Source organism: Lapillicoccus sp. (assembly GCF_039935575.1).
Classification (GTDB): domain Bacteria; phylum Actinomycetota; class Actinomycetes; order Actinomycetales; family Dermatophilaceae; genus Lapillicoccus.
The window spans coordinates 60,968-79,599 of sequence record NZ_JBDTKA010000132.1; the positions used below are offsets into that span (position 1 = coordinate 60,968).

The 18,632-nt window shown below is 68.0% G+C and carries 18 protein-coding genes and 1 riboswitch; of the genes, 9 read left to right on the forward strand and 9 right to left on the reverse strand.

What is annotated here, in order from left to right:
• Positions 1 to 59: 59 nt before the first annotated feature.
• From hrpA to ABI385_RS16025, 3 genes are all read right to left on the reverse strand, one after another.
• Positions 60 to 4,046 carry an ATP-dependent RNA helicase HrpA gene (gene hrpA / locus ABI385_RS16015; RefSeq protein ID WP_348104760.1) on the reverse strand — a complete coding sequence of 1,329 codons (3,987 nt, stop codon included), beginning with the start codon at positions 4,044 to 4,046 and terminating at the stop codon, positions 60 to 62.
• Between the two features lie 77 nt (positions 4,047 to 4,123).
• A complete protein-coding gene (locus tag ABI385_RS16020) occupies positions 4,124 to 5,383 on the reverse strand; it encodes a low temperature requirement protein A (protein ID WP_348104761.1) in 1,260 nt (419 codons plus the stop codon).
• Positions 5,384 to 5,482: 99 nt separating this feature from the next.
• Positions 5,483 to 6,805 carry a bifunctional o-acetylhomoserine/o-acetylserine sulfhydrylase gene (locus ABI385_RS16025; RefSeq protein WP_348104762.1) on the reverse strand — a complete coding sequence of 441 codons (1,323 nt, stop codon included), beginning with the start codon at positions 6,803 to 6,805 and terminating at the stop codon, positions 5,483 to 5,485.
• 130 nt (positions 6,806 to 6,935) lie between these two features.
• Positions 6,936 to 7,060, reverse strand: a riboswitch (SAM riboswitch).
• A gap of 261 nt (positions 7,061 to 7,321) precedes the next feature.
• Between ABI385_RS16025 and ABI385_RS16030 the strand changes: the two genes are divergently transcribed.
• From ABI385_RS16030 to mgrA, 9 genes are all read left to right on the forward strand, one after another.
• Positions 7,322 to 7,651: a WXG100 family type VII secretion target gene (locus ABI385_RS16030; protein WP_348104763.1), complete on the forward strand. Its 330-nt coding sequence runs from the start codon at positions 7,322 to 7,324 to the stop codon at positions 7,649 to 7,651.
• A complete protein-coding gene (locus tag ABI385_RS16035) occupies positions 7,648 to 7,947 on the forward strand; it encodes a WXG100 family type VII secretion target (RefSeq protein ID WP_348104764.1) in 300 nt (99 codons plus the stop codon). Before ABI385_RS16030 ends, ABI385_RS16035 begins: the two co-directional genes overlap by 4 nt.
• A gap of 198 nt (positions 7,948 to 8,145) precedes the next feature.
• Complete coding sequence (locus ABI385_RS16040) at positions 8,146 to 8,355, forward strand: hypothetical protein (RefSeq protein WP_348104765.1); 210 nt, start codon at positions 8,146 to 8,148, stop codon at positions 8,353 to 8,355.
• 174 nt (positions 8,356 to 8,529) lie between these two features.
• Complete coding sequence (locus ABI385_RS16045; protein WP_348104766.1) at positions 8,530 to 8,940, forward strand: hypothetical protein; 411 nt, start codon at positions 8,530 to 8,532, stop codon at positions 8,938 to 8,940.
• A complete protein-coding gene (locus ABI385_RS16050; protein WP_348104767.1) occupies positions 8,937 to 9,278 on the forward strand; it encodes a hypothetical protein in 342 nt (113 codons plus the stop codon). The genes ABI385_RS16045 and ABI385_RS16050 overlap by 4 nt, the downstream gene beginning before the upstream one ends.
• Positions 9,279 to 9,351: 73 nt before the next feature.
• The gene (locus ABI385_RS16055) at positions 9,352 to 9,933 is read left to right on the forward strand and encodes an Imm52 family immunity protein (protein WP_348104768.1); all 582 of its coding nucleotides are present in this window, start codon (positions 9,352 to 9,354) and stop codon (positions 9,931 to 9,933) included.
• Complete coding sequence (locus ABI385_RS16060; protein ID WP_348104769.1) at positions 9,934 to 11,226, forward strand: hypothetical protein; 1,293 nt, start codon at positions 9,934 to 9,936, stop codon at positions 11,224 to 11,226.
• A 46-nt stretch (positions 11,227 to 11,272) separates the two neighbouring features.
• Entirely contained in the window at positions 11,273 to 11,620 is a 348-nt protein-coding gene (locus tag ABI385_RS16065; RefSeq protein WP_348104770.1) for a hypothetical protein, read from the forward strand.
• 150 nt (positions 11,621 to 11,770) lie between these two features.
• A complete protein-coding gene (gene mgrA / locus ABI385_RS16070) occupies positions 11,771 to 12,814 on the forward strand; it encodes an L-glyceraldehyde 3-phosphate reductase (protein WP_348104771.1) in 1,044 nt (347 codons plus the stop codon).
• Between the two features lie 136 nt (positions 12,815 to 12,950).
• Here the strand turns inward: mgrA and ABI385_RS16075 are convergent, their stop codons facing one another.
• The 6 genes from ABI385_RS16075 to ABI385_RS16100 all read right to left on the reverse strand — a co-directional run.
• Complete coding sequence (locus tag ABI385_RS16075) at positions 12,951 to 13,277, reverse strand: DNA polymerase ligase N-terminal domain-containing protein (protein WP_348104772.1); 327 nt, start codon at positions 13,275 to 13,277, stop codon at positions 12,951 to 12,953.
• A 36-nt stretch (positions 13,278 to 13,313) separates the two neighbouring features.
• A complete protein-coding gene (locus ABI385_RS16080) occupies positions 13,314 to 14,120 on the reverse strand; it encodes an SDR family oxidoreductase (protein WP_348104773.1) in 807 nt (268 codons plus the stop codon).
• Between the two features lie 5 nt (positions 14,121 to 14,125).
• Complete coding sequence (locus ABI385_RS16085; protein WP_348104774.1) at positions 14,126 to 16,057, reverse strand: ABC transporter ATP-binding protein; 1,932 nt, start codon at positions 16,055 to 16,057, stop codon at positions 14,126 to 14,128.
• Complete coding sequence (locus ABI385_RS16090) at positions 16,054 to 16,947, reverse strand: ABC transporter permease (protein WP_407068293.1); 894 nt, start codon at positions 16,945 to 16,947, stop codon at positions 16,054 to 16,056. Before ABI385_RS16090 ends, ABI385_RS16085 begins: the two co-directional genes overlap by 4 nt.
• Positions 16,944 to 17,894 (reverse strand): ABC transporter permease, encoded by a 951-nt coding sequence (locus ABI385_RS16095; RefSeq protein ID WP_348104775.1) that lies wholly within the window; start codon positions 17,892 to 17,894, stop codon positions 16,944 to 16,946. Before ABI385_RS16095 ends, ABI385_RS16090 begins: the two co-directional genes overlap by 4 nt.
• 24 nt (positions 17,895 to 17,918) lie before the next feature.
• Positions 17,919 to 18,632 (reverse strand): ABC transporter substrate-binding protein (locus ABI385_RS16100; RefSeq protein ID WP_348104776.1); only part of this gene is annotated, 714 nt, incomplete at its 5' end.

An 18,632-nucleotide genomic window follows, 5' to 3' on the forward strand; every position in this document is an offset into this window, starting at 1 on the left:
ATTCCAAGCCCGCTCACGCCACCCCGCTCAGTGCACGGGCCGCGCTCGTCGTCACGCTGTCAGGGCGCCGTCGCCTGCGCGATCGCTCGCTGGATCCGCTTGACTGACACGGGGTATGCCGTCCCGAGCCCCTGCGCGAACAGGGACACCCGCAGCTCCTCCAGCATCCACCCGATTGCGGTCACCTCCGTGCTCGCCCGCTGGGCCGGGCGCAGCGAGCTGAGTAGCGCCGCGTACGCCTCCTCGGCGATAAGCACCTCTTCGGTCGCCCGGGCGTCGCGCGGGAGATCTGTGGGAGCGCGGTCCAGGCGGTGCAGCACGGATCGCAGATAACGGCCCAGGTCCGTCAGGCGCGCCTCCCCGGCGTCCGCCACGAAGCCCGGGCGGACGAGCTCGCGCAGCTGGGCTCGCACGTCGGACACCAGTGCGGCCGTCGCGGGGGCGGTCATGGCGTCGAGCCGTCGGCGCGCCTTCAGGTCCGCGGCGAGGACGGGCTCCACCAGGTCGAGGACCCGAGTCACCCGGGCGGCGGCGTGCGCCCGGACCGCCGCCAACGCCTCGGCGAAGGCCGTGGGAGTGCGTACCTCTCCGGACACCCTCTCGGCGGCGATCGCGTCCACCGCGCACGCGAGACAGTCGTCCAGCAGAGCCGGGACCGAACCGTGCGGGTTGTTGGCGAGGGCCAGCTTCTCGGCGTTGCTCATCCGGGCGAGCACGGCCCGCCAGGGCGGCGTCGTCCCCAGGATGAGCAGCCGTCGTACCCCGAGCCGGTGCTCCGACACCGCCTCGGCCCTGGTCGGCAGAAGCCGCAGCGAGACGGAGTCGCCGTCATCCACGAGGGCCGGATAACCCTCGACCCGTCGCCCCGCCGCCGAGGTCGTCGCATAGTCGGTCGGGACGCCCCCGAGATCCCAGCCGCGCAGACCCGTGCGTTCCAACGCTGCCCCCGCCTCGGCGACCCGTCGACGCAGCTGCGGCGCCGCGACGTCCCGCACGGCCTCGAGGTCCGTCCCGACGGCGAGCACCCTCGATCGGGTGTCCCCGACACTCGAGACACTGAACCGGATCCGTAGGTGCGCCGGGATCCGGTCGACAGCCCACTCGTCGGGGGCGACCACCACCCCGTGCGTCTCGCGCAGCACCGCACTCAGGACGTCCGTGAGCGCCCCGTCCTGCGGCCCGAGGCCCCGCTCCGCCAGAGCACGCGTGAGCACCCCGGCATGCTCCGGCGCGGGAACGAGCAGGCGGCGAGTCGCCTTCGGCAGTGACCGGATCAGGGCCGTCACGAGCTCCTCCCGCAGCCCGGGGACCTGCCAGTCGAACCCCTGGGGCGTCACCCGGTTGAGGACCTCCAGCGGGACGTGCACCGTGACTCCGTCGTCGGCCGTGCCTGGCTCGAAGGTGTAGGTGACCTCGAGGACGAGCTCTCCCTGGCGCCAGGTCGTGGGGAACGCGTCGTGGTCGACGGCACCTGCCCGGTCCGAGAGCAGCAGCTCCTCGGTGAACGTCAGCAGGTCCGGGGTCTGCCGCGACACCCGCTTCCACCAGGAGTCGAAGTGGCGTGCGGAGACCACCTCCCGCGGGAGTCGTTCGTCGTAGAAGCCGAACACCGTGGCGTCGTCGACGAGCAGGTCCCGGCGCCGCGTGCGCGCTTCCAGCTCCGACAGTCTGCGAACGAGGGCCGCGTTGTCGGCGACGAACCGGTGGTGCGTCGTCCAGTCGCCCTCCACCAGGGCCCGTTGGATGAACAGGTGCCGCGCCTCGGCCGAGTCCACCGCGGCATACCCGACGGTGCGGGACACGACGATCGGCACGCCGTAGAGCGTGACCCGCTCCGTCGCGACGGCACTCCCCTGCTTGGCCGACCACCGCGGCTCGGAGTACGAGCGTCTGACCAGGTGCGCCCCGACCTCCTCGGCCCAGGTGGGGTCGATGCGCGCGACCGTGCGGGCCCAGAGCCGGCTGGTTTCGACCAGCTCGCCGGCCATCACGAACTGCGGCTGCTTGCGAAGCAGGCTCGACCCCGGGGAGATGCCGAAGCGGGCGCCTCGTGCGCCGAGGTAGTCGCGCTTGACCTCGTCCCTCGACCCGACCTGGGACAACAGCCCGGAGAGCAGCGCCCGGTGCACCGTGTCCAGGTCCGGCTCGGCGTGGTCGGTGCCTTTCGTGACGTCGAACCCGGCCTGTCTGCAGGCCTGCCGCAGCTGCTGGTGCAGGTCCTGCCACTCGCGGATCCGCAAGTAGTGAAGGAACTCGGACTTGCACATACGACGAAACGCGCTGCTGGACAACGCCTTCTGCTGCTCCTGCAGATAACGCCAGAGGTTCAGGTATGCAGCGAAGTCTGAGTGCTCGTCGGCGAACCGCTTGTGCGCCGCGGTGGCCATCTCTTGACGCTCCAGCGGGCGCTCGCGGGGGTCCTGGATGCTGAGCGCGGCCACGACGACGAGCACCTCTCGCAGGCAGCCCAGCTGGTCCGCCTCCACCAGCATCCGCCCGAGCCGGGGGTCGACGGGAAGCAGCGCGAGCTGCCGCCCGTACGCCGTCAGCCTCCGTTGGCCCTCGCCTTCCTGGCCGTCGGTGGCCACGGCACCCTCGCCCGGCTGGGTCGACTCGAACGCTCGCAGCTCCTCGAGCAGCCGCACACCGTCGGCGATCTGGCGCGAGTCCGGAGGGTCGATGAACGGGAACCTCGCGACCTGGCCGAGCCGAAGGCTGGTCATCTGCAGGATCACCGAGGCCAGGTTCGTGCGGACGATCTCAGGGTCGGTGAACTCGGGACGTGAGAGGAAGTCCTCCTCGGAATACAGGCGGATGCAGATGCCGTCGGCCACCCGTCCGCAACGGCCCGCTCGCTGGTTGGCGCTGGCCTGGCTGATCGGCTCGATCGGTAGGCGCTGCACCTTGGTGCGCTGGTTATATCGCGAGATCCGCGCCGTACCGGTGTCGACGACGTAGCGGACGCCCGGCACCGTGAGAGATGTCTCGGCCACGTTGGTGGCCAACACTACTCGTCGCCCGTCGTGCCTAGAGAAAACCCGGTGCTGCTCGGCCGACGACAGTCGGCCGAAGAGGGGCAGCACCTCGGTCGACGGAAGTCCGAGAGCCTCCAACGCCTCTGCCGCGTCACGGATCTCACGTTCTCCGGAGAGGAAGACCAGGATGTCCTGCCCGCCACCGTCCCCCCGGCTCTCGGTCCACAGCTCCTCGACGGCGGCGGTGATGGCGGTGACCTGGTCGACCGGCTCGCCCGGCTCTCCCCCACCGGCATTGACGTCATCGTTGTCGGGATCGGTTGGGCGATAACGGATCTCGACCGGGTAGGTGCGACCAGACACCTCGACGACCGGGACAGTCCGGTCCGGGGTGGTGAAGTGGTCGGCGAACCGCTGGGGGTCGATGGTCGCCGACGTGATGATGACCTTCAGGTCTGGTCGACGGGGCAGCAGCTGACTGAGATACCCCAGGATGAAGTCGATGTTGAGGCTGCGTTCGTGCGCCTCGTCGATGATGATCGTGTCGTAGCGGAGCAGGTCGCGGTCGCGCTGCAGCTCGGCCAGCAGGATGCCGTCCGTCATCACCTTGACCAGCGTGTCCCGGCTCGAGTGGTCGGCGAACCTGACTTGGTAGCCGATCGCTGCACCGAGCTCCACCCCCAGCTCCTCGGCGATCCGCTCCGCGACCGCGCGGGCCGCAATCCGTCGAGGTTGGGTGTGGCCGATGGTGCCCGTGATCCCTCTCCCGAGCTCCAGGCAGATCTTCGGAATCTGGGTCGTCTTGCCCGACCCCGTCTCCCCGGCGATGACGACGACCTGGTGGTCCCGTATCGCGTCCGCGATATCCCCTCGTCGCTCGACGACGGGCAGGTCGCCGGGGTAGGTGATGTCGGGAACCGCGGCGCGGCGCGCGGCATACCGAGCCTCGCGCGCCTCGGGTGAGTCCCGCGGCCGGTGTGCTGGGCGCGGATGGCCGGTTTCGCGCGCCTGGCCGGTTTCGCGGACCTGCCCACGCGCCCGTCGAGAGCGACCGCCTCGCTCCTCGGACATGCGGCCCAGGATAGATGTCGGCGACAACCCGGCCCGTTGACCTGTCGCTGCGCGAGGCTGCCCTCTTGCGCGAACGGCTACTCGGCGGCGATGGCGTCCAGGAACTCGCCGGTATGCCGGTGGCCGCCGGTCTCGTAGCCGACCACGGTGACGACGGGCGCGAGGGCCACGACCACGAGGCATACGGGCATCGAGACACCGACACCCGCGAGCCAGACCGCACACCCGAGGACCGCCAGCGTCACGAGTAGCAACCACACATGGAAGGCGTCGCCACGCCCCAGGAGCAGGCGGTGGAGCGCGAAGACCGAGGCCAGGTAGAGCCCGACGGGCGCCGCGACAGACAGGACCGTGCCGACAACCCCGATGTGAGCGTCCCCTTCGAGCGTCAGGGCTGCGACGTGCAGGCCGGCACCGGTGGCGATGATCGCCCCGAACAGTGCCATGTTGCCGTAGCCCCACGGGAACCCGAGGTACCTGCGGCCCCGCAGGACCTGACCCGACGGCACCAGGAAGTAGGTCCACCACATCCCGAAGGTCAGCCCGATCCCGGCGGCTCCGACGAGGACGACGTCCAGGCCGATCGAACCACCCGAGGCGTCCTGGGCCGAGCTCAGCGCCGCCACGGTGCCCACGACGCCCTCGCCGAGGGCGATGATCGCGAAGAGGCTGTAGCGCTCGGCTATGTGCTCCGCATTCCATGGCGTCGCCGGCCCGCGGTGCTCCGCCAACCACGGGCCCAGGAACTCGATGAGCTCGAGCACCAGCACCGCAGCGAGAGTCGGCCACAGCGCCATGTCGACGACGGCGACCACGATCCAACCGGCCTGGGCGATGCCGATCGCCCAGGCATACGTCACACAGGTCTGGCGCAGCTCAGGTGCCTGTCGCGCGGCGCGTAGCCAGTTGAAGACCATGGCCAGCCGCATGACGACGTAACCGATGACGACGATGCGGTTGTCGACGTGGCCGCCCTCGTCGATCGAGTGAAACAGGTTCGGAAGCCCCAGCGCGACGATGCAGACCCCCACCATCTGGACCATCGTCACGACGCGGAAGACCCAGTCGTCGGTGTCGAACGCCGACGCGAACCACGAGAAGTTGATCCAGGCCCAGGTCACCGCGAACGTCGCGAAGGTGAAGGCGATGAGCCCCGACCCGAGGTGTCCCTCGGCGACCAGGTGCGCGAACAGGTTCGCCGCCTGGCCGACCGCCACCACGAAGGTCAGGTCGAAGAGCAGCTCGAGCGGTGTCGAGGCCCGCTCGCTCTCGTCGGGGTCGCGGCCGGTCATCCGGCGCATGTGGTGGGCGAGCGTCGGGGAGGCGTCCGCGGTCATGCGCAGATGATGCCAGCCTGTGCAGGCAGTCGAGAGTGCTGATGGTGTCCAGCGCGCGGTTTCCCGAGCGCGGGACACCATCAGTGGGCGAACCAGGGTTCACACGACCTTGGCGGCCGTAAAACCCTGCTCAAGGTCGGCCAGGATGTCGTCGATGTGCTCGATCCCGACGGCCAGGCGTACCAGTCCCGGCGTGACGCCGGCAGTCGCACGGTCGGCGTCTCCGCCCTGCGAGTGCGTCGTGGACGCAGGGTGGATCGCGAGCGAGCGCACGTCTCCGATGTTGGCCACGTGGCTGTGCAGCGACAGACCCTCGACGAACTTCTTGCCGGCCGGAAGACCCCCTTGGATCTCGAACGCCAGCACCGCGCCGGCCCCACGCGGGACGTACTTCTGGGCCAGCTCGTAGTTCGGGTCGCCCTCGAGGGACGCCCACAGGACCTTCTCCACCTGGGCGTGACCGGCAAGGTAGTTGGCCACCTTGTGGGTGTTCTCGAGGTGCCGCTCGATGCGCAGGCTCAGCGTCTCGATCCCCTGTGCGATGAGGAAGGCACTGAACGGCGAGATCGACGGCCCGAAGTCACGCAGCAGCTGCACCCGCGCCTTGAGGATGAACGACAGGTTGGCGCCCAAGGGGCTGCCGACTCCGAGGTCGCGGGCGAAGACCAGGCCGTGGTAGCTCTCCTCCGGGGTGTTGAAGTTGGGAAACTTCTCCGGGTCTTTGCCGTAGTCGAAGGTCCCGCCATCGACGATGACACCGGCGATCGTGGTCCCGTGGCCGCCGAGGTACTTCGTCGCCGAGTGCAGCACCACGTCGGCGCCCCACTCGAGGGGCCGCAGCAGATAGGGCGTCGCGATCGTGTTGTCGACGATCAACGGGACGCCGGCCTCGTGGGCGACGGCCGCGACCGCCTCGATGTCGAGGATCTCGGACTTGGGGTTGGCGATGGTCTCGCCGTAGAACACCTTGGTGTTGGGCTTGACCGCCGCCTTCCACGACTCGATGTCGGTCGCGTCCGCCACGAAGGTCACCTGGATGCCGAACTTCGGCAGGGTGTGTTTCAGCAGGTTGAACGTGCCACCGTAGAGCGACGGCGAGGCCACGACGTGGTCGCCGGCCTCGGCGACGTTGAGGATAGCCAGGGTCTCGGCGGCCTGTCCGGAGGCGACCAGCAGGGCGCCGACGCCACCTTCGAGTGAGGCAATCCGCTGCTCGACGGCGTCCTGCGTCGGGTTCATGATGCGGGTGTAGATGTTGCCGAACTCCTTGAGGGCAAAGAGGTTGGCGGCATGCTCGGTGTCCTTGAAGACGTACGACGTGGTCTGGTAGATCGGCAGCGCGCGGGCACCGGTGGCCGAGTCCGGCTCCTGCCCTACGTGGATCTGGCGCGTCTCGAAGGACCAGTTCGGGGTGTCACTCATGATGTTTCGATCCTGCTCTCGTTGCTCGTCGGTGTCCCCACAAATGCCTGTGGCCAGGCAGGTGGGCCTGCAGTTTGACCCGCCGACGGTTCCCCGGAGGGTCGCACCGGCTTCGGTGCGGGAGCGAGATGCTCCGCGCTTGCCGCGGACACCTGAGATCAGGTGGCCGACGGCCGGGTCTTCACCCGGGGCACCCCACCGCGGTTGGAGGGTTGCCGGTCAGCGAGCCGGGGCTTGACGCTGACACTCATGACCTGAACGTCATGGTAACGAGGGGGCGCAGACCCGCGAACGGTGTCTCTCGATCCGGACAGTGCGCTCAGGATTTCTTGAGAGGGAACGTCCTTGATCCTGGGTGATCACTGGGAAACCTGTCTGGATTTCGCTCCCTCATGCTCCGGGCCATGATTGGCTCCCAGACTGCTCTCAGGAATGCTCCCTAGCGTCAAGACGGTCACGTGACCGGTGGGACGTTGGTGACCGTCGCGACTGTCGAGGACGAGCAGAGGGGCCATCGTGGGCGGCACGAAGTATGACGTCGATCCAGCACGGGTGACCGAGGCGCGAGGCGACGTCCTCGCGATCCACAAAGAGCTGTCCACCGACTACCAGACGCTCAGCACGTCGGTGGAGGCGCTTCTCAGCAGCGGCTGGCGTGGCAAGGCGCGTGACGCCTACGCCAAGGGGTGGGCCGACTGGCTCGATGGTGCCAGCAAGGTGCTTGCGGGGCTGGAGGAGATGGGCGGCCTGCTGGGGCTGACCCGAGAGAGCTACGACAAGAACGAGGACGTGACGTCAGCCCAGATCCAGGCGGCGGCAACCCGGGTGAGGACGAGACTCTCATGAGCTTCAGCTACATGGTCGACCTCGACAAGCTGGACGAGTCCATCGGCGACATGTCGAAGTTCGACGGCCAGGTCGACAAGCACCTCGCGAACCTCGACACGGTCGTGGCCAAGCTGCACGGCACCTGGCACGGCGACGCCGCTGACAAGCAGAGGGAGGCCCACACCAAGTGGACGGAAGGTGCGACCGGTATGCGCACTGCCTTGGGTGAGATGCAGGCGGCGGCTACCACCGCGCATACCAACTACACCAACGCGATCAACGCGAACCGGAAAACCTGGGCCCAGGTTCGCTGATGCGGATCGACGTCTACCCTGGCGAGACGGGCGAAAACCTGGCCTGAACGCGCTCGACGGTGAGGAGAAGGCGGCTGCGAGAAGTACATCTCCCGCAAGACCCCCGAAGGCAAGACGGTAAAGAGCCCTCAGGAGTGGCAGTGCCTCAAGAACCAGATCAAGATCAACAAGGCCAACGGGGATGCCTTCGAGGCGGAGATGATGGAGGCGGACGGGGTCACTCGTCTCCAAAACGGCTGGGACACCCAGACCAACTTCCAGACCTCCGACGGGTCCCTGTGCCGCAGGGACTACGCGAACCTGGACGCGAAGAAAGCCGTCGAGGTCAAGCGCGGCAGCACACCCACCAAGGAAGGGTTGATCCAGCTGGACAAGCACGAGAAGCGTTGCGGCAGGACTGGAGCGTGACGTGGCACCTCAAGAAGGCCCTCTCGCCCGACATGACGAGTCGTCTGGCCCGGCTGGCAGAGAAAGTACCCCAAGTTCCACTACGACCTCGGAGGCTGAGGACGCCATGCCACGCAGCCAGGCGCAGTAACGCATCTTCGACGAGCTGCAGCAGGACGAAGGATTTAGGTGTGGGTGGCAATGAACGAGGCCGTCCTCGAGCTCGAGTTCGACGACGTACCAGGCATTCCCGAGCGCTCCTGGGATGGGTCGGCTCTTGATCTGGCCGAGTCGGTGGCGCTCGAGTTGTTCGCGTCCGCCGCGGATGCCTTCAGCCCGGAGAAGTCGGACACCGCCTGGCGCTTCGTCCGCTTCATCGGACAGACCTTCATCGACGGGTTCGAGGGCGCGTGGGTGAACATTCCGGCGAGCAAGGGGTTCCGGCAACGCCTGGGGGTGGACCTGCCCTTCCGAACGATGTACATCGAGCCGATCGGGATGCTGAGAACGGCGGTACACGGGCGCGAGGGCCATTCGTGGGCGACGGTCTATGACTACGCGGCAGAGGACTACGAGGAGTGCCTGCAGACGAGCTCGCATAGGTGATGATCGACGAGGACATTCCCGGCCTGCCGCGGAGGCCGTGGGGCGCTGACACGCTACGCGTAGCTGAGGAGTACGCGCTGACCCAAGTCTCCGGCAAGGAGGAGACGTTCGACGGGGAGCACCAGCGCCTGGCGTGGCGGTTGGTCCGCCTCGTCGGCCAGACCTTCGTCGAGGCGTTCGACGGGACCTGGGTCAACCTCCCGGCTGAGGGGAGCTCACCCGCGCGGGTCGCGGTCGACCTCCCGTTCCGTAAGATGTTCTATCCTGAGCCGATCACGCTGCTGACCGCCGCGATGAAGCGCCGCACTGGCGAGGAGTGGGCGCTGGTTTTTGGTTGACAGAGAAGAACGACCGGGCATACCGCGCCGAGCAGCCCGACACGTCGACCTGAGCTATGGATGAGGAAGGGTGATGGCTGAGCCCTACACCCTTGGCGCCTACTGGGGGCCGCGGGCCTCGTCGGCCGACGAGAACGCGGCGCGGCTGGCCGGTTTCCTCGGCGACGTGGCCGATACCGGCCCGATGCTCTCCGGCTGGCGGCCCAAGGCCGACTCCCGCTCCGTTTCAGCCGTGACGGTCGAGGCGGACCAGGCAGACCAGGCGGACCAGGCGAGTCTTTCTCAGCTACTGAAGGCCGGACGGAACCGGCGCGATGTCGGCGGCGAGGTTGTCGAAGAGCTGGGCTACGCCGAGGCCTTGTACGCGGCACCGGTCCCCGACCGTCTGATGACTGCCCTCGTCGAAGTCTGGGACCCTGACTGGTGCACCTGGATCTCGTCGCGACTGCGGCGCGCCCAACAGGTTCGTCCCGGCAAGGCACAGGTGGGATGGCTCACCTGGGTTCACGCAGACCTGTCCGACCTGGGCGGGCCAGCGGGGGTCCAGCCACTCGCAGCCGGGTCTTTGTTGCGGTTGGGCGACTCCCCCGGTGCCGTCGCCACCGACGATGTCTCGGCGCCGGCGACGTTACTCGGCGCGGGCAGGAACACCTAGATGCGCGTCGACGTCGCCGGCGACTCCTACGTCTCCGCCTGCACTGAGCTGTACGAGTGCAACCACGGAATCATCGATGCCGTCAGCACGCTGAACAGCACTCTGGGCTCGGGCGGGTCGATGGCAGGATCCGACTCCGGAGGCGAGCAGTGGGCGGTCCAGTACGACAGTGTCGCAACGAAGCTGGTGCAGGCGGGCTGTGACCTAGGTGAGGCGATGGGGCAGGCGGCGAACCTGCTGAACGGCTCCCTCAAGAACCACAGCGGTGCGGACTATGGGGCAACCATCTCGACCCCCGCGCAGTACCAGACGCCAGGAGACGACGGTGACGCCGACCCCAACCACTGGACCGAGACCCTCTCCCCCGCCCAGCTCCCCAGCGCCAAGGGCGGCACCGGCAACATGCCCGGCTGGCTGCACTGGGTCGTCGACCACCTCGAAGGTCTGCTGTGGCCTGACGCTGACACGGGAAAGATGCGCACGATCGGACAGGCGTGGATCACTGCCGGCACGACCATCGACGCCTACCAGTACGCCGTGGACGCGGCCAAAACGGAGATCGGAACCCAAGAGTCACCCGAGATACCCGACGCGACAGCGGCTCTGGGCGAGGTGAAACAACACACGACCGACCTGGCCGGGGCATATAAGCAGATCGGGCAGGCCTGCAACGACTACGCCAAGCACGTCGACGACCACCACAAGATGATCGAGGACGAGCTGACCTCGTTCATCGAGTGGACCGCCGGCATCGAGATTGCCGGCGGGGTGCTCGCGTTCTTCACCGCAGGCATCAGCGAGGCAGCGGCGCAGGCGGCTGAGGCGGCCGAGGTCGCCAACGCCGCGTCCAGGGTCGTTAAAATCCTGCGCGCCCTCCTCGACCTGGCGACCACTGTCGCCGAGACGATCGGGACGGTACTGAGCAAGGTCACCGAGATCCTCGCCAACCTCAAGAAGTTCCTCAACGCCAAGGTCATCGAGGCCCTCGAGAAGCTCGGGGTCACCATCGGAAAACTCACCTCCGAGGAGGAGACGGCGGTCAAGTCCGCGACGTCCTCGGCGGACAAGATGGGCCATCTGTTCGACCCCAAGCACAACTTCGGTCCGCTCGTCGACAAGTACGGCAGCGAGGAGAAGGTCGTCGAGGAGATGGTCAAGGGGCTACGCGGCAAGCTGCCGCCGTCTGGGCTGTTCGAGGTCAAGATCGAGCTCGGTGGCCAGGAGGTGATCGTGCGCGGGAACGTCATCAACGGAGTGCCCAGGATCGGAACCGCGTTCACCCCTCCGCCATGAGCCCCCACGTCACCACACGATCAAACGATGAGAAGGCGAATCGACGATGAACAGGCCCCTTGACGAGAACGAGGCTTTTGTCCTACATCTCGTACTCGACGACCTTCAGGACGCGGCGTTGCTCGAGCAGGAACGTTCTGTCACGGTCTCTGGGGGCAAGCCGACCTTCATCGACTTCGAGGTGCCGTCCAGCGCCCCACGGAGCTCGGTCGGCAACGGACCGCTGAAGATCACGCCCAACGCCGTCACGCAGGAGGGTGACCCAGCCGGGGTCATCCTCGTGTGGGTCGACGACGGCAGACTCTCCGCCATGGAGTACGGCTGGTACACCGACGAGACGCCGGTCGGTTTCCCCGCGCCGGCCCTGGTCTCGCTGGGGTACTCGACACTCTGACGCGCGGTGGTCGTCCCTTGTCGCCACCTGGGACGCTCGCCCTCGTTGGCCTCGTCGACCTGGCGGACATCGCTGCGAGGTTTTCCGGCTGGCAAACCGAGACCGGCGCTCACTGGGCTCCTGGGCCGAGCGACGGCATACTCTCGCGGCATGACTTTTCGTGCCGACGACTATCAGGCCCTCGCAACCCGCTACGACCCGCTCCCATACCGCCGCTGCGGCTCAAGCGGTCTAGACCTACCGGCGGTCTCGCTCGGGCTCTGGCACAACTTCGGTGACGACGTGGCCATCGACAACCAGCGGGCGATCCTGCGACGAGCGTTCGACCTCGGCGTGACGCACTTCGACCTCGCGAACAACTACGGTCCGCCCTACGGTTCGGCGGAGCGCAACTTCGGAACGATCTTCGCTCAGGACTTCCGGCGCTATCGGGACGAGCTCGTGATCAGCAGCAAGGCCGGCTACGACATGTGGCCCGGCCCTTACGGCCAGGGCGGCGGGTCGCGCAAGTACCTGCTGTCCTCCCTCGACCAGTCCCTGTCGCGGCTGGGACTCGACTACGTCGACATCTTCTACAGCCACCGGTTCGACGAAACCACGCCGCTCGAGGAGACGATGGGCGCGCTCGACTCGGCAGTGCGGCAAGGCAAGGCCCTTTACGTCGGCATCTCGTCCTACTCCGGCCAGCGCACCCAGGAAGCCGTCGATATCCTGCGCCGGATGGGGACGCCGCTGTTGATCCACCAGCCGTCCTACTCGATGCTCAACCGCTGGGTCGAGCAGGACCTGCTGGATGTGCTCGGCGTCAACGGGGTCGGCTGCATTGCCTTCTCACCCCTCGCCCAGGGCATGTTGACGGACAAGTACCTCAAGGGGATCCCTGCGAATTCCCGTGCGGCACAGGGAAAGTCGCTCGATCCCAAGCTGTTGAGCGAGAACGCGCTGAAGCACGTCCGATCACTCAACCGACTCGCCAAGGCCCGTGGCCAGTCATTGGCGCAGATGGCTCTCGCCTGGGTGCTGCGGGACGACCGGGTCACGTCGGTGCTGGTCGGCGCCTCCAGTGTCAGCCAGCTCGAGGACAGCCTCGCCGCGACGACGAACACCCAGTTCTCGGCGGCAGAGCTGGCCAAGGTCGACCGGTATGCCGTCGACGCCGGCGTCAACCTCTGGCAGCGTTCGTCGAGCCTGTGAGCCAAGGGTGACCCGCGTCGATGTCGACGGTGGCACCTATGCCTCCGCCTGCACTGACGACACAGTGCTCCGTGGGCGGATCGGGTGGCCTCGGCGCGTCGCCGGATCGTCGACGAACGGCCGGAGTCTCGGTCACTCACGGCTGGTCCTTGGTCAAGTGCAGCAGCCAGTCGTCGCCGGTGTCGATCAACGCATAGCGCCGACTGCTCTCTCGTCCGTGCAGGACGAAGACGATCCGTCGGTCGTCACGCGACTCCTCCTCCCACCAGCCGGTGTCCGCGATCGACTTGTGCTCGTCCGTGTAGCCGAGGTGGTCCATCGCGTGGTCGCCCACCGCGACGGCCAGCCGGTTCTGCTTCGGCGAGGTCGGAAGGCCTCTGGGTACGGCCCAGGACCGCAGGACCCCGTTCTCCTCCAACCGGAGGTCGAAGTGGGGCTGCGGCTTGCGGTGGTCATGGAGCACGAATGCACGGCGACCAAGGTTGGAAGACAATGGCTTTCAGCTCGGAGGCGTGTAGCGGCCGTCGATGGCGGTCCACCCCGCGTCGACCACGATCTGGGCTCCCGTGACGTAGGACGACGCGTCGGAGGCCAGGAAGACGATGGCGCCCGCCATCTCGTCCGGGGTTGCCCAGCGTCCGAAGGCGTTCTTCTGCGCGTAGGCGTCGGCCCACCTGTCGTCGGCGAGGATCTGCCCGGTGAGCGGCGTGCGGACCACCCCCGGAGCGATGGTGTTGGCGCGGACGCCGTTCGGCCCGAGCTCGGCAGCGACGGTGCGGAACAGCTGCAGCAGACCCGCCTTGGTGGCGGCGTACATGCTCTGCCCGGGCTCGACCGTCACCGACCGGATCGATCCGAGCCCGATAATGCTGCCCCGGCCGCGGTCGACCATTCCCGGCGCGACGGCACGCACGGTGGTGAAAGCGGCGCGCAGGTTCAGCCCGATCACCCGGTCGAACTCGGCGGTCGAGTAGTCGAGCACCCGCTTGCGCACGTTCGTACCTGCGCTGTAGACGAGGACGTCAACCACCCCGATCTCGGCGACAGCACGCGTGACGGCTGCCTCGTCGAGGACGTCCACCTGGTATGCGGTGAGAGCGCCGGAACCGCCGTCGAGCTCGGTGGTCTCTTGCGCGGCAGCCAGGTGCCTGTCGGCGCAGATCACGGTGGCACCGTGCGCCGCGAGCGCGAGCGCGCCTTCCCGACCGATACCGCTGCCGGCACCCACCACGAGCGCTACCCTTCCGTCCAGCCGGAACAGCGTGGAATAGTCAGGCCGCTCGGCCCCTCGGGTGTCCTCGGTCATGACAGTCATCCTCTCTTACGAGCAGCTCCGAGGCCCCCTGCGATGGTAGGGACGGCGGCCAGCAGACGTTGGGTATAGGGGTGTTGCGGCGACTCCCAGATCTGTCGCGTGGGGCCGATCTCGACGATCTCACCTGCGCTCATCACCGCCACCCGGTCGCACAGGTGACGCACCACCGAGAGGTCGTGCGAGACGAGCACGAGGGTGAGATCCAGCTCGTCGACAAGGTCGGAGATGAGGTTGAGCACCTGGGCGCGCACCGACACGTCGAGGGCGCTGACGGGTTCGTCGGCCAGCAGGATGCCCGGACGGGGGGCGAGTGCCCGGGCGATCGAGATGCGCTGACGCTGGCCCCCGGAGAACTGGTGGGGATATCGGTGGGCGGCCTCGGGCTGGAGGCCGACCTCCGTCAGCAGCTGCGCGACGCGTTCGTGCGGTGCTGGATGCCGCTGCGCCACCAGGGGTTCGGCCACAATGTCCCGCACCCGCATCCGCGGGTCCAGTGAGCCCATCGGGTCCTGGAACATCAGCTGGAGCCGTTCCCGCAGGAAGCGCAGCCGTCGCTCGGGCAGGCTGCCGATCTCGGTTCCCTCGATGACGACCGCGCCGGAAGTCGGCTGGTCGAGGCCGCCGAGGATCCGAAGGAGCGTCGACTTCCCGCAACCGGACTCCCCCACGATGCCGAACCGCTCGCCCGGTTGGACTTCGAACGAGGCGCCGCGCAGCGCCCGCACGACCGGCTTCGGCCCCGTGAGCGAACGGCGTGCGCGCACGAACTCGCGGGTGACGTCGCGGACTGAGATGGCGGCCGCCACCCTCGCCGGCCGTGCCGCACCCATTGCGTCCGACGTTTCGGTTGCCCCGGCCACCAAACCGTCGGACGCAACCGCATCGTCGGACGTACTGTGATCGCGGTCGTCGCGGGGCGCACCCGCTGGGTGGTAGCAGGCATACCCGTGCCCGTCGTCCGTCCCGGTCCACGGTGGCGCGACGGCGCACTCGTCGCTCGCGTGGGCGCAGCGGGTCCGGAACACGCACCCGTCCGGGAAACCCCCGGCCGGCGGCACCGTCCCGGGGATTGTCGACAGCCGTCCGCGTCCGTCGAGGCGGGTGAGGTCGGAGGCGGCGACCAACCCGGCTGTGTAGCGATGCCGGGGCCGGGTGAACACCTGGTCAACCGGTCCCGCCTCGACGATCCGCCCGCCGTACATGACCAGGACCCGCTCGCACGTGGTGGCCACGACTGCGAGGTCGTGGGTGATGAGGAGCAACGCGGCGTCGCGGGCCTCGACGCCGCGGACCACGAGGTCGAGCACGAGAGCCTGGACCGTGACGTCGAGCGCGGTGGTCGGTTCATCGCAGACCAGCAGCGCCGGGTCGTTCGCCAGGGCGATCGCGAGCACGACGCGCTGGCGCTGACCCCCGGACAGCTGGTGCGGGTAGGCCCGGGCGACGTCCGCCGGATCGGCCAGGCGTACGTCCGTGAGCAGCTCGACGGCGCGTCGGTCGGCGGCCCGACGGTCGGTGACAGTCTGGTGCACGAGCAGCGCCTCGGCGACCTGGTCACCGACCTTCATCGTCGGGTTGAGGGCCGTCATCGGCTCCTGGAACACCATGGCGACGTCCCGGCCACGGATCCGGGTCAGCTCTCGCTCCGTCGCGGTCGTGATGTCGAGACCGCCGGGGGCGCTCAGGCGTACCGAACCCGACGCCCGCAGGTCGTCCGGAAGCAGACCCAGCAGCGCCAAACCGGTGAGCGACTTCCCTGACCCCGACTCGCCGATCAGGCCGACCCTCTCACCGCGCCCGATCGTGAAGCTGACGTCCTCGACCAGGGTGAGGTCTCCGACACTCACGCCGAGCGAGGTGACGTCGATGACGGGCTCTCCGGCCGGTTCGACGACTGGTGGGCGACCCGGCGTCGCCAGCGCGCTCATTGTCGGTCCTCCAGACGTGGGTCGAGGAAGTCCCGCAGCCCGTCACCGAGAAGGTTGAAGCCGAGAACGGCGAGCGCGATAGCGATGCCGGGAACCACGGCCAGCCGCGGGGCCGAGAACAGCAGCTCCTGTCCCTCCTGAAGCATCCGTCCCCACGACGGCGTGGGAGGGGGGGTACCGAGGCCGAGGAAGGACAGCGCCGCCTCAGCCAGGACCGCGATGGCGAACGACACGGAGGCCTGCACGATGACCAGGCCGGCGACGTTCGGCAGCACGTGCCGCAGTCCGATGGCCAGCGGACGCCGACCCGCGGAGCGCGCGGCGAGGACATACTCCGTCCGCATCACCTGCAGCGCGCCGCTGCGCACCAGACGCGCGAAGCTCGGCACCGTCGCGATGCCGATCGCCACCATGGCGACGAGGGTCGACCCGCCGTAGATGGCGCTGAACATGATCGCCAGCAGGAGAGCGGGGAAGGCGAGCAGCAGGTCGTTCCCGCGCATCACCGTCTCTCCCGCCCATCGCGGCACCATGGCCGCGACAATGCCCAACGGAACTCCGATGAGCGCGGCGATCCCGACGGCGACCACCCCGACGAACAGCGTGGTCCGCGACCCCATCAGCACCTGGGAGAAGACGTCGCGCCCGAACTTGTCGGTGCCGAGCCAGTGGTTGGAGGAGAACCCCTGCAGCCGGTCCGGCGCGTTGACGAAGGTCGGGTCCCACGGCGTCCACACGAACGACACCAGCGCCATCAGGACCACGAGCGCAACGAGGACGGCTCCGACAACGAGACTGGGACCCAACGGACGACGAGACGTCCGGTATGCCGGTAGGGCGGGTTCCGGCGCTGCCCCGCCGACCGGGCTGGTCGGCGGATCGGCACTCATCGCGTACCTACCCGCAGTCGAGGGTCGATCACCGCGTAGAGCAGGTCGACAACGACATTGACGACGAGGACCGCGACGACGAGGAGCATGACCACGTCCTGCACGATCTTGAGGTCCCGTTGCCCGACCGCGTCGAGCAGCAGCGAGCCCAGGCCGGGGATGACGAAGACGCGCTCCACCACGACCGCGCCGACGAGCAGCGTGGCCAGCTGCAGGGCCAGCACCGTGACGACCGGGATCGCGGCGTTGCGCAGGCCGTGCCGGCGCATCGCCGCGGCCGCGGACAGGCCCTTTGCCCGCGCCGTCCGCATGTAGTCCTCGCCCTGGACGTCGAGGATCGAGCTGCGCACATAGCGCGTCAGCACGGCCGCCTGCACGAGCCCCAGAGAAAGGGCCGGCAGGATCAGCTGCTTGACGAACATCACGGGGTCGACGTTCGGCGGTGTCCAGCCGTTGGCCGGGAGCCAGCCGAGCTCCACGGCGAAGACGGTGATGAGCAGGATGCCGGCGAGGAAGGACGGCACGGCGACCCCGACCTGCGAGAGCGCGGACAGGGCCAGCCCCGAGGGTCGGCGATGGCGGAGGGCGGCGAGCACTCCGAGCGGGACGGCGATCAAGGCGGCGATGACCGTTGCCGTGACGACCAACCACAAGGTGACTTGCAAGCGGTCCGCAATCTGGGGTCCGATCGGTGCCCGCGAGACATACGAGTCGCCGAGGTGGAAGGTCAGCAGCCCGCGCATCCAGTCCAGGTACTGAGTGACGAGCGGCTGGTCCAGACCGAACTGCTGACGCAGCTGCGCGACCGCGTCCTCGGAAGCATTGACGCCCAACGCAACTCGAGCCGGGTCACCCGGGAGCACCGCCATGAAGGCGAAGACCAGCGCTGAGCTGACAAGCAGGCTGACGATGAGGATGGCGAGCCTGCGCACGACCCGCAGGATCACGACCAGGCCATCACGAGTGAGCCATCAGGAGTGGGACAGCGCCGACAGGTCGAAGCCCTCGGTGATCGCGTTCTTCGGCAGCCCGGTGATTCCCTTGTCGGCGACGATGAGGTTCGGCAGCAGGAAGAGGAAGTCGGCTGCAGCGTCCTTCGACAGCTCCTCGGCGGCCTTCTTCATGTAAGTGACCTGATCTTGGGTACTGCCCGAGTCAGCTGCCGCGATGTCGGCCTGGAGCTGAGTGTTGTTGTACTGCGTGTAGTACTTCGGGTTGCCGAAAACGGCTGGTAGGTCACGCGGTTCGACGTGGGCGACGATCGACATGTCGTAGTCGTGGTCCTTGAAGACGGTCTGCAGCCAGGCCGCTGGGAACTCGAGCTGGTCCAGGTTGACCGTGATGCCCACCTGCGCAAGCTGAGACTTGACCACCTGGCCGCAGGAGACGGCATACGGGAGGTTGGGGACCCGAAGTCGCAGGGTGGGAGTCGCGTTGCCGCTCTCGGCCAGCAGCGCCTTGGCCTTGGTGACGTCGTAGGGGAAGTCCCCGGTTCGGTCGACGTACCACGGGTCGGTCGGGGGGACCATCGAGCCGATCAGGGTTCCCTTGCCCGCCCAGCAGGTGTCCATGAGCGCCTTGTGGTCGATGGCATACCGAATGGCTTCACGCACTTTGAGGTCCGTGAGGGGGGCCTTGGCGTTGTTGAACGACAGCACCACCTCGCCGTTGGTGGTGCCCTCGAT

What these genes read in the sequence shown, in the direction of transcription:
- hrpA (WP_348104760.1), bottom strand. Translation starts at nt 4,046, where the DNA reads ATGTCCGAGGAGCGAGGCGGTCGCTCTCGACGGGCGCGTGGGCAGGTC.
- ABI385_RS16020 (WP_348104761.1), bottom strand. Translation starts at nt 5,383, where the DNA reads ATGACCGCGGACGCCTCCCCGACGCTCGCCCACCACATGCGCCGGATG.
- ABI385_RS16025 (WP_348104762.1), bottom strand. Translation starts at nt 6,805, where the DNA reads ATGAGTGACACCCCGAACTGGTCCTTCGAGACGCGCCAGATCCACGTA.
- ABI385_RS16035 (WP_348104764.1), top strand. Translation starts at nt 7,648, where the DNA reads ATGAGCTTCAGCTACATGGTCGACCTCGACAAGCTGGACGAGTCCATC.
- ABI385_RS16040 (WP_348104765.1), top strand. Translation starts at nt 8,146, where the DNA reads ATGATGGAGGCGGACGGGGTCACTCGTCTCCAAAACGGCTGGGACACC.
- ABI385_RS16055 (WP_348104768.1), top strand. Translation starts at nt 9,352, where the DNA reads ATGGCTGAGCCCTACACCCTTGGCGCCTACTGGGGGCCGCGGGCCTCG.
- ABI385_RS16060 (WP_348104769.1), top strand. Translation starts at nt 9,934, where the DNA reads ATGCGCGTCGACGTCGCCGGCGACTCCTACGTCTCCGCCTGCACTGAG.
- ABI385_RS16065 (WP_348104770.1), top strand. Translation starts at nt 11,273, where the DNA reads ATGAACAGGCCCCTTGACGAGAACGAGGCTTTTGTCCTACATCTCGTA.
- mgrA (WP_348104771.1), top strand. Translation starts at nt 11,771, where the DNA reads ATGACTTTTCGTGCCGACGACTATCAGGCCCTCGCAACCCGCTACGAC.
- ABI385_RS16080 (WP_348104773.1), bottom strand. Translation starts at nt 14,120, where the DNA reads ATGACCGAGGACACCCGAGGGGCCGAGCGGCCTGACTATTCCACGCTG.
- ABI385_RS16085 (WP_348104774.1), bottom strand. Translation starts at nt 16,057, where the DNA reads ATGAGCGCGCTGGCGACGCCGGGTCGCCCACCAGTCGTCGAACCGGCC.
- ABI385_RS16090 (WP_407068293.1), bottom strand. Translation starts at nt 16,947, where the DNA reads ATGAGTGCCGATCCGCCGACCAGCCCGGTCGGCGGGGCAGCGCCGGAA.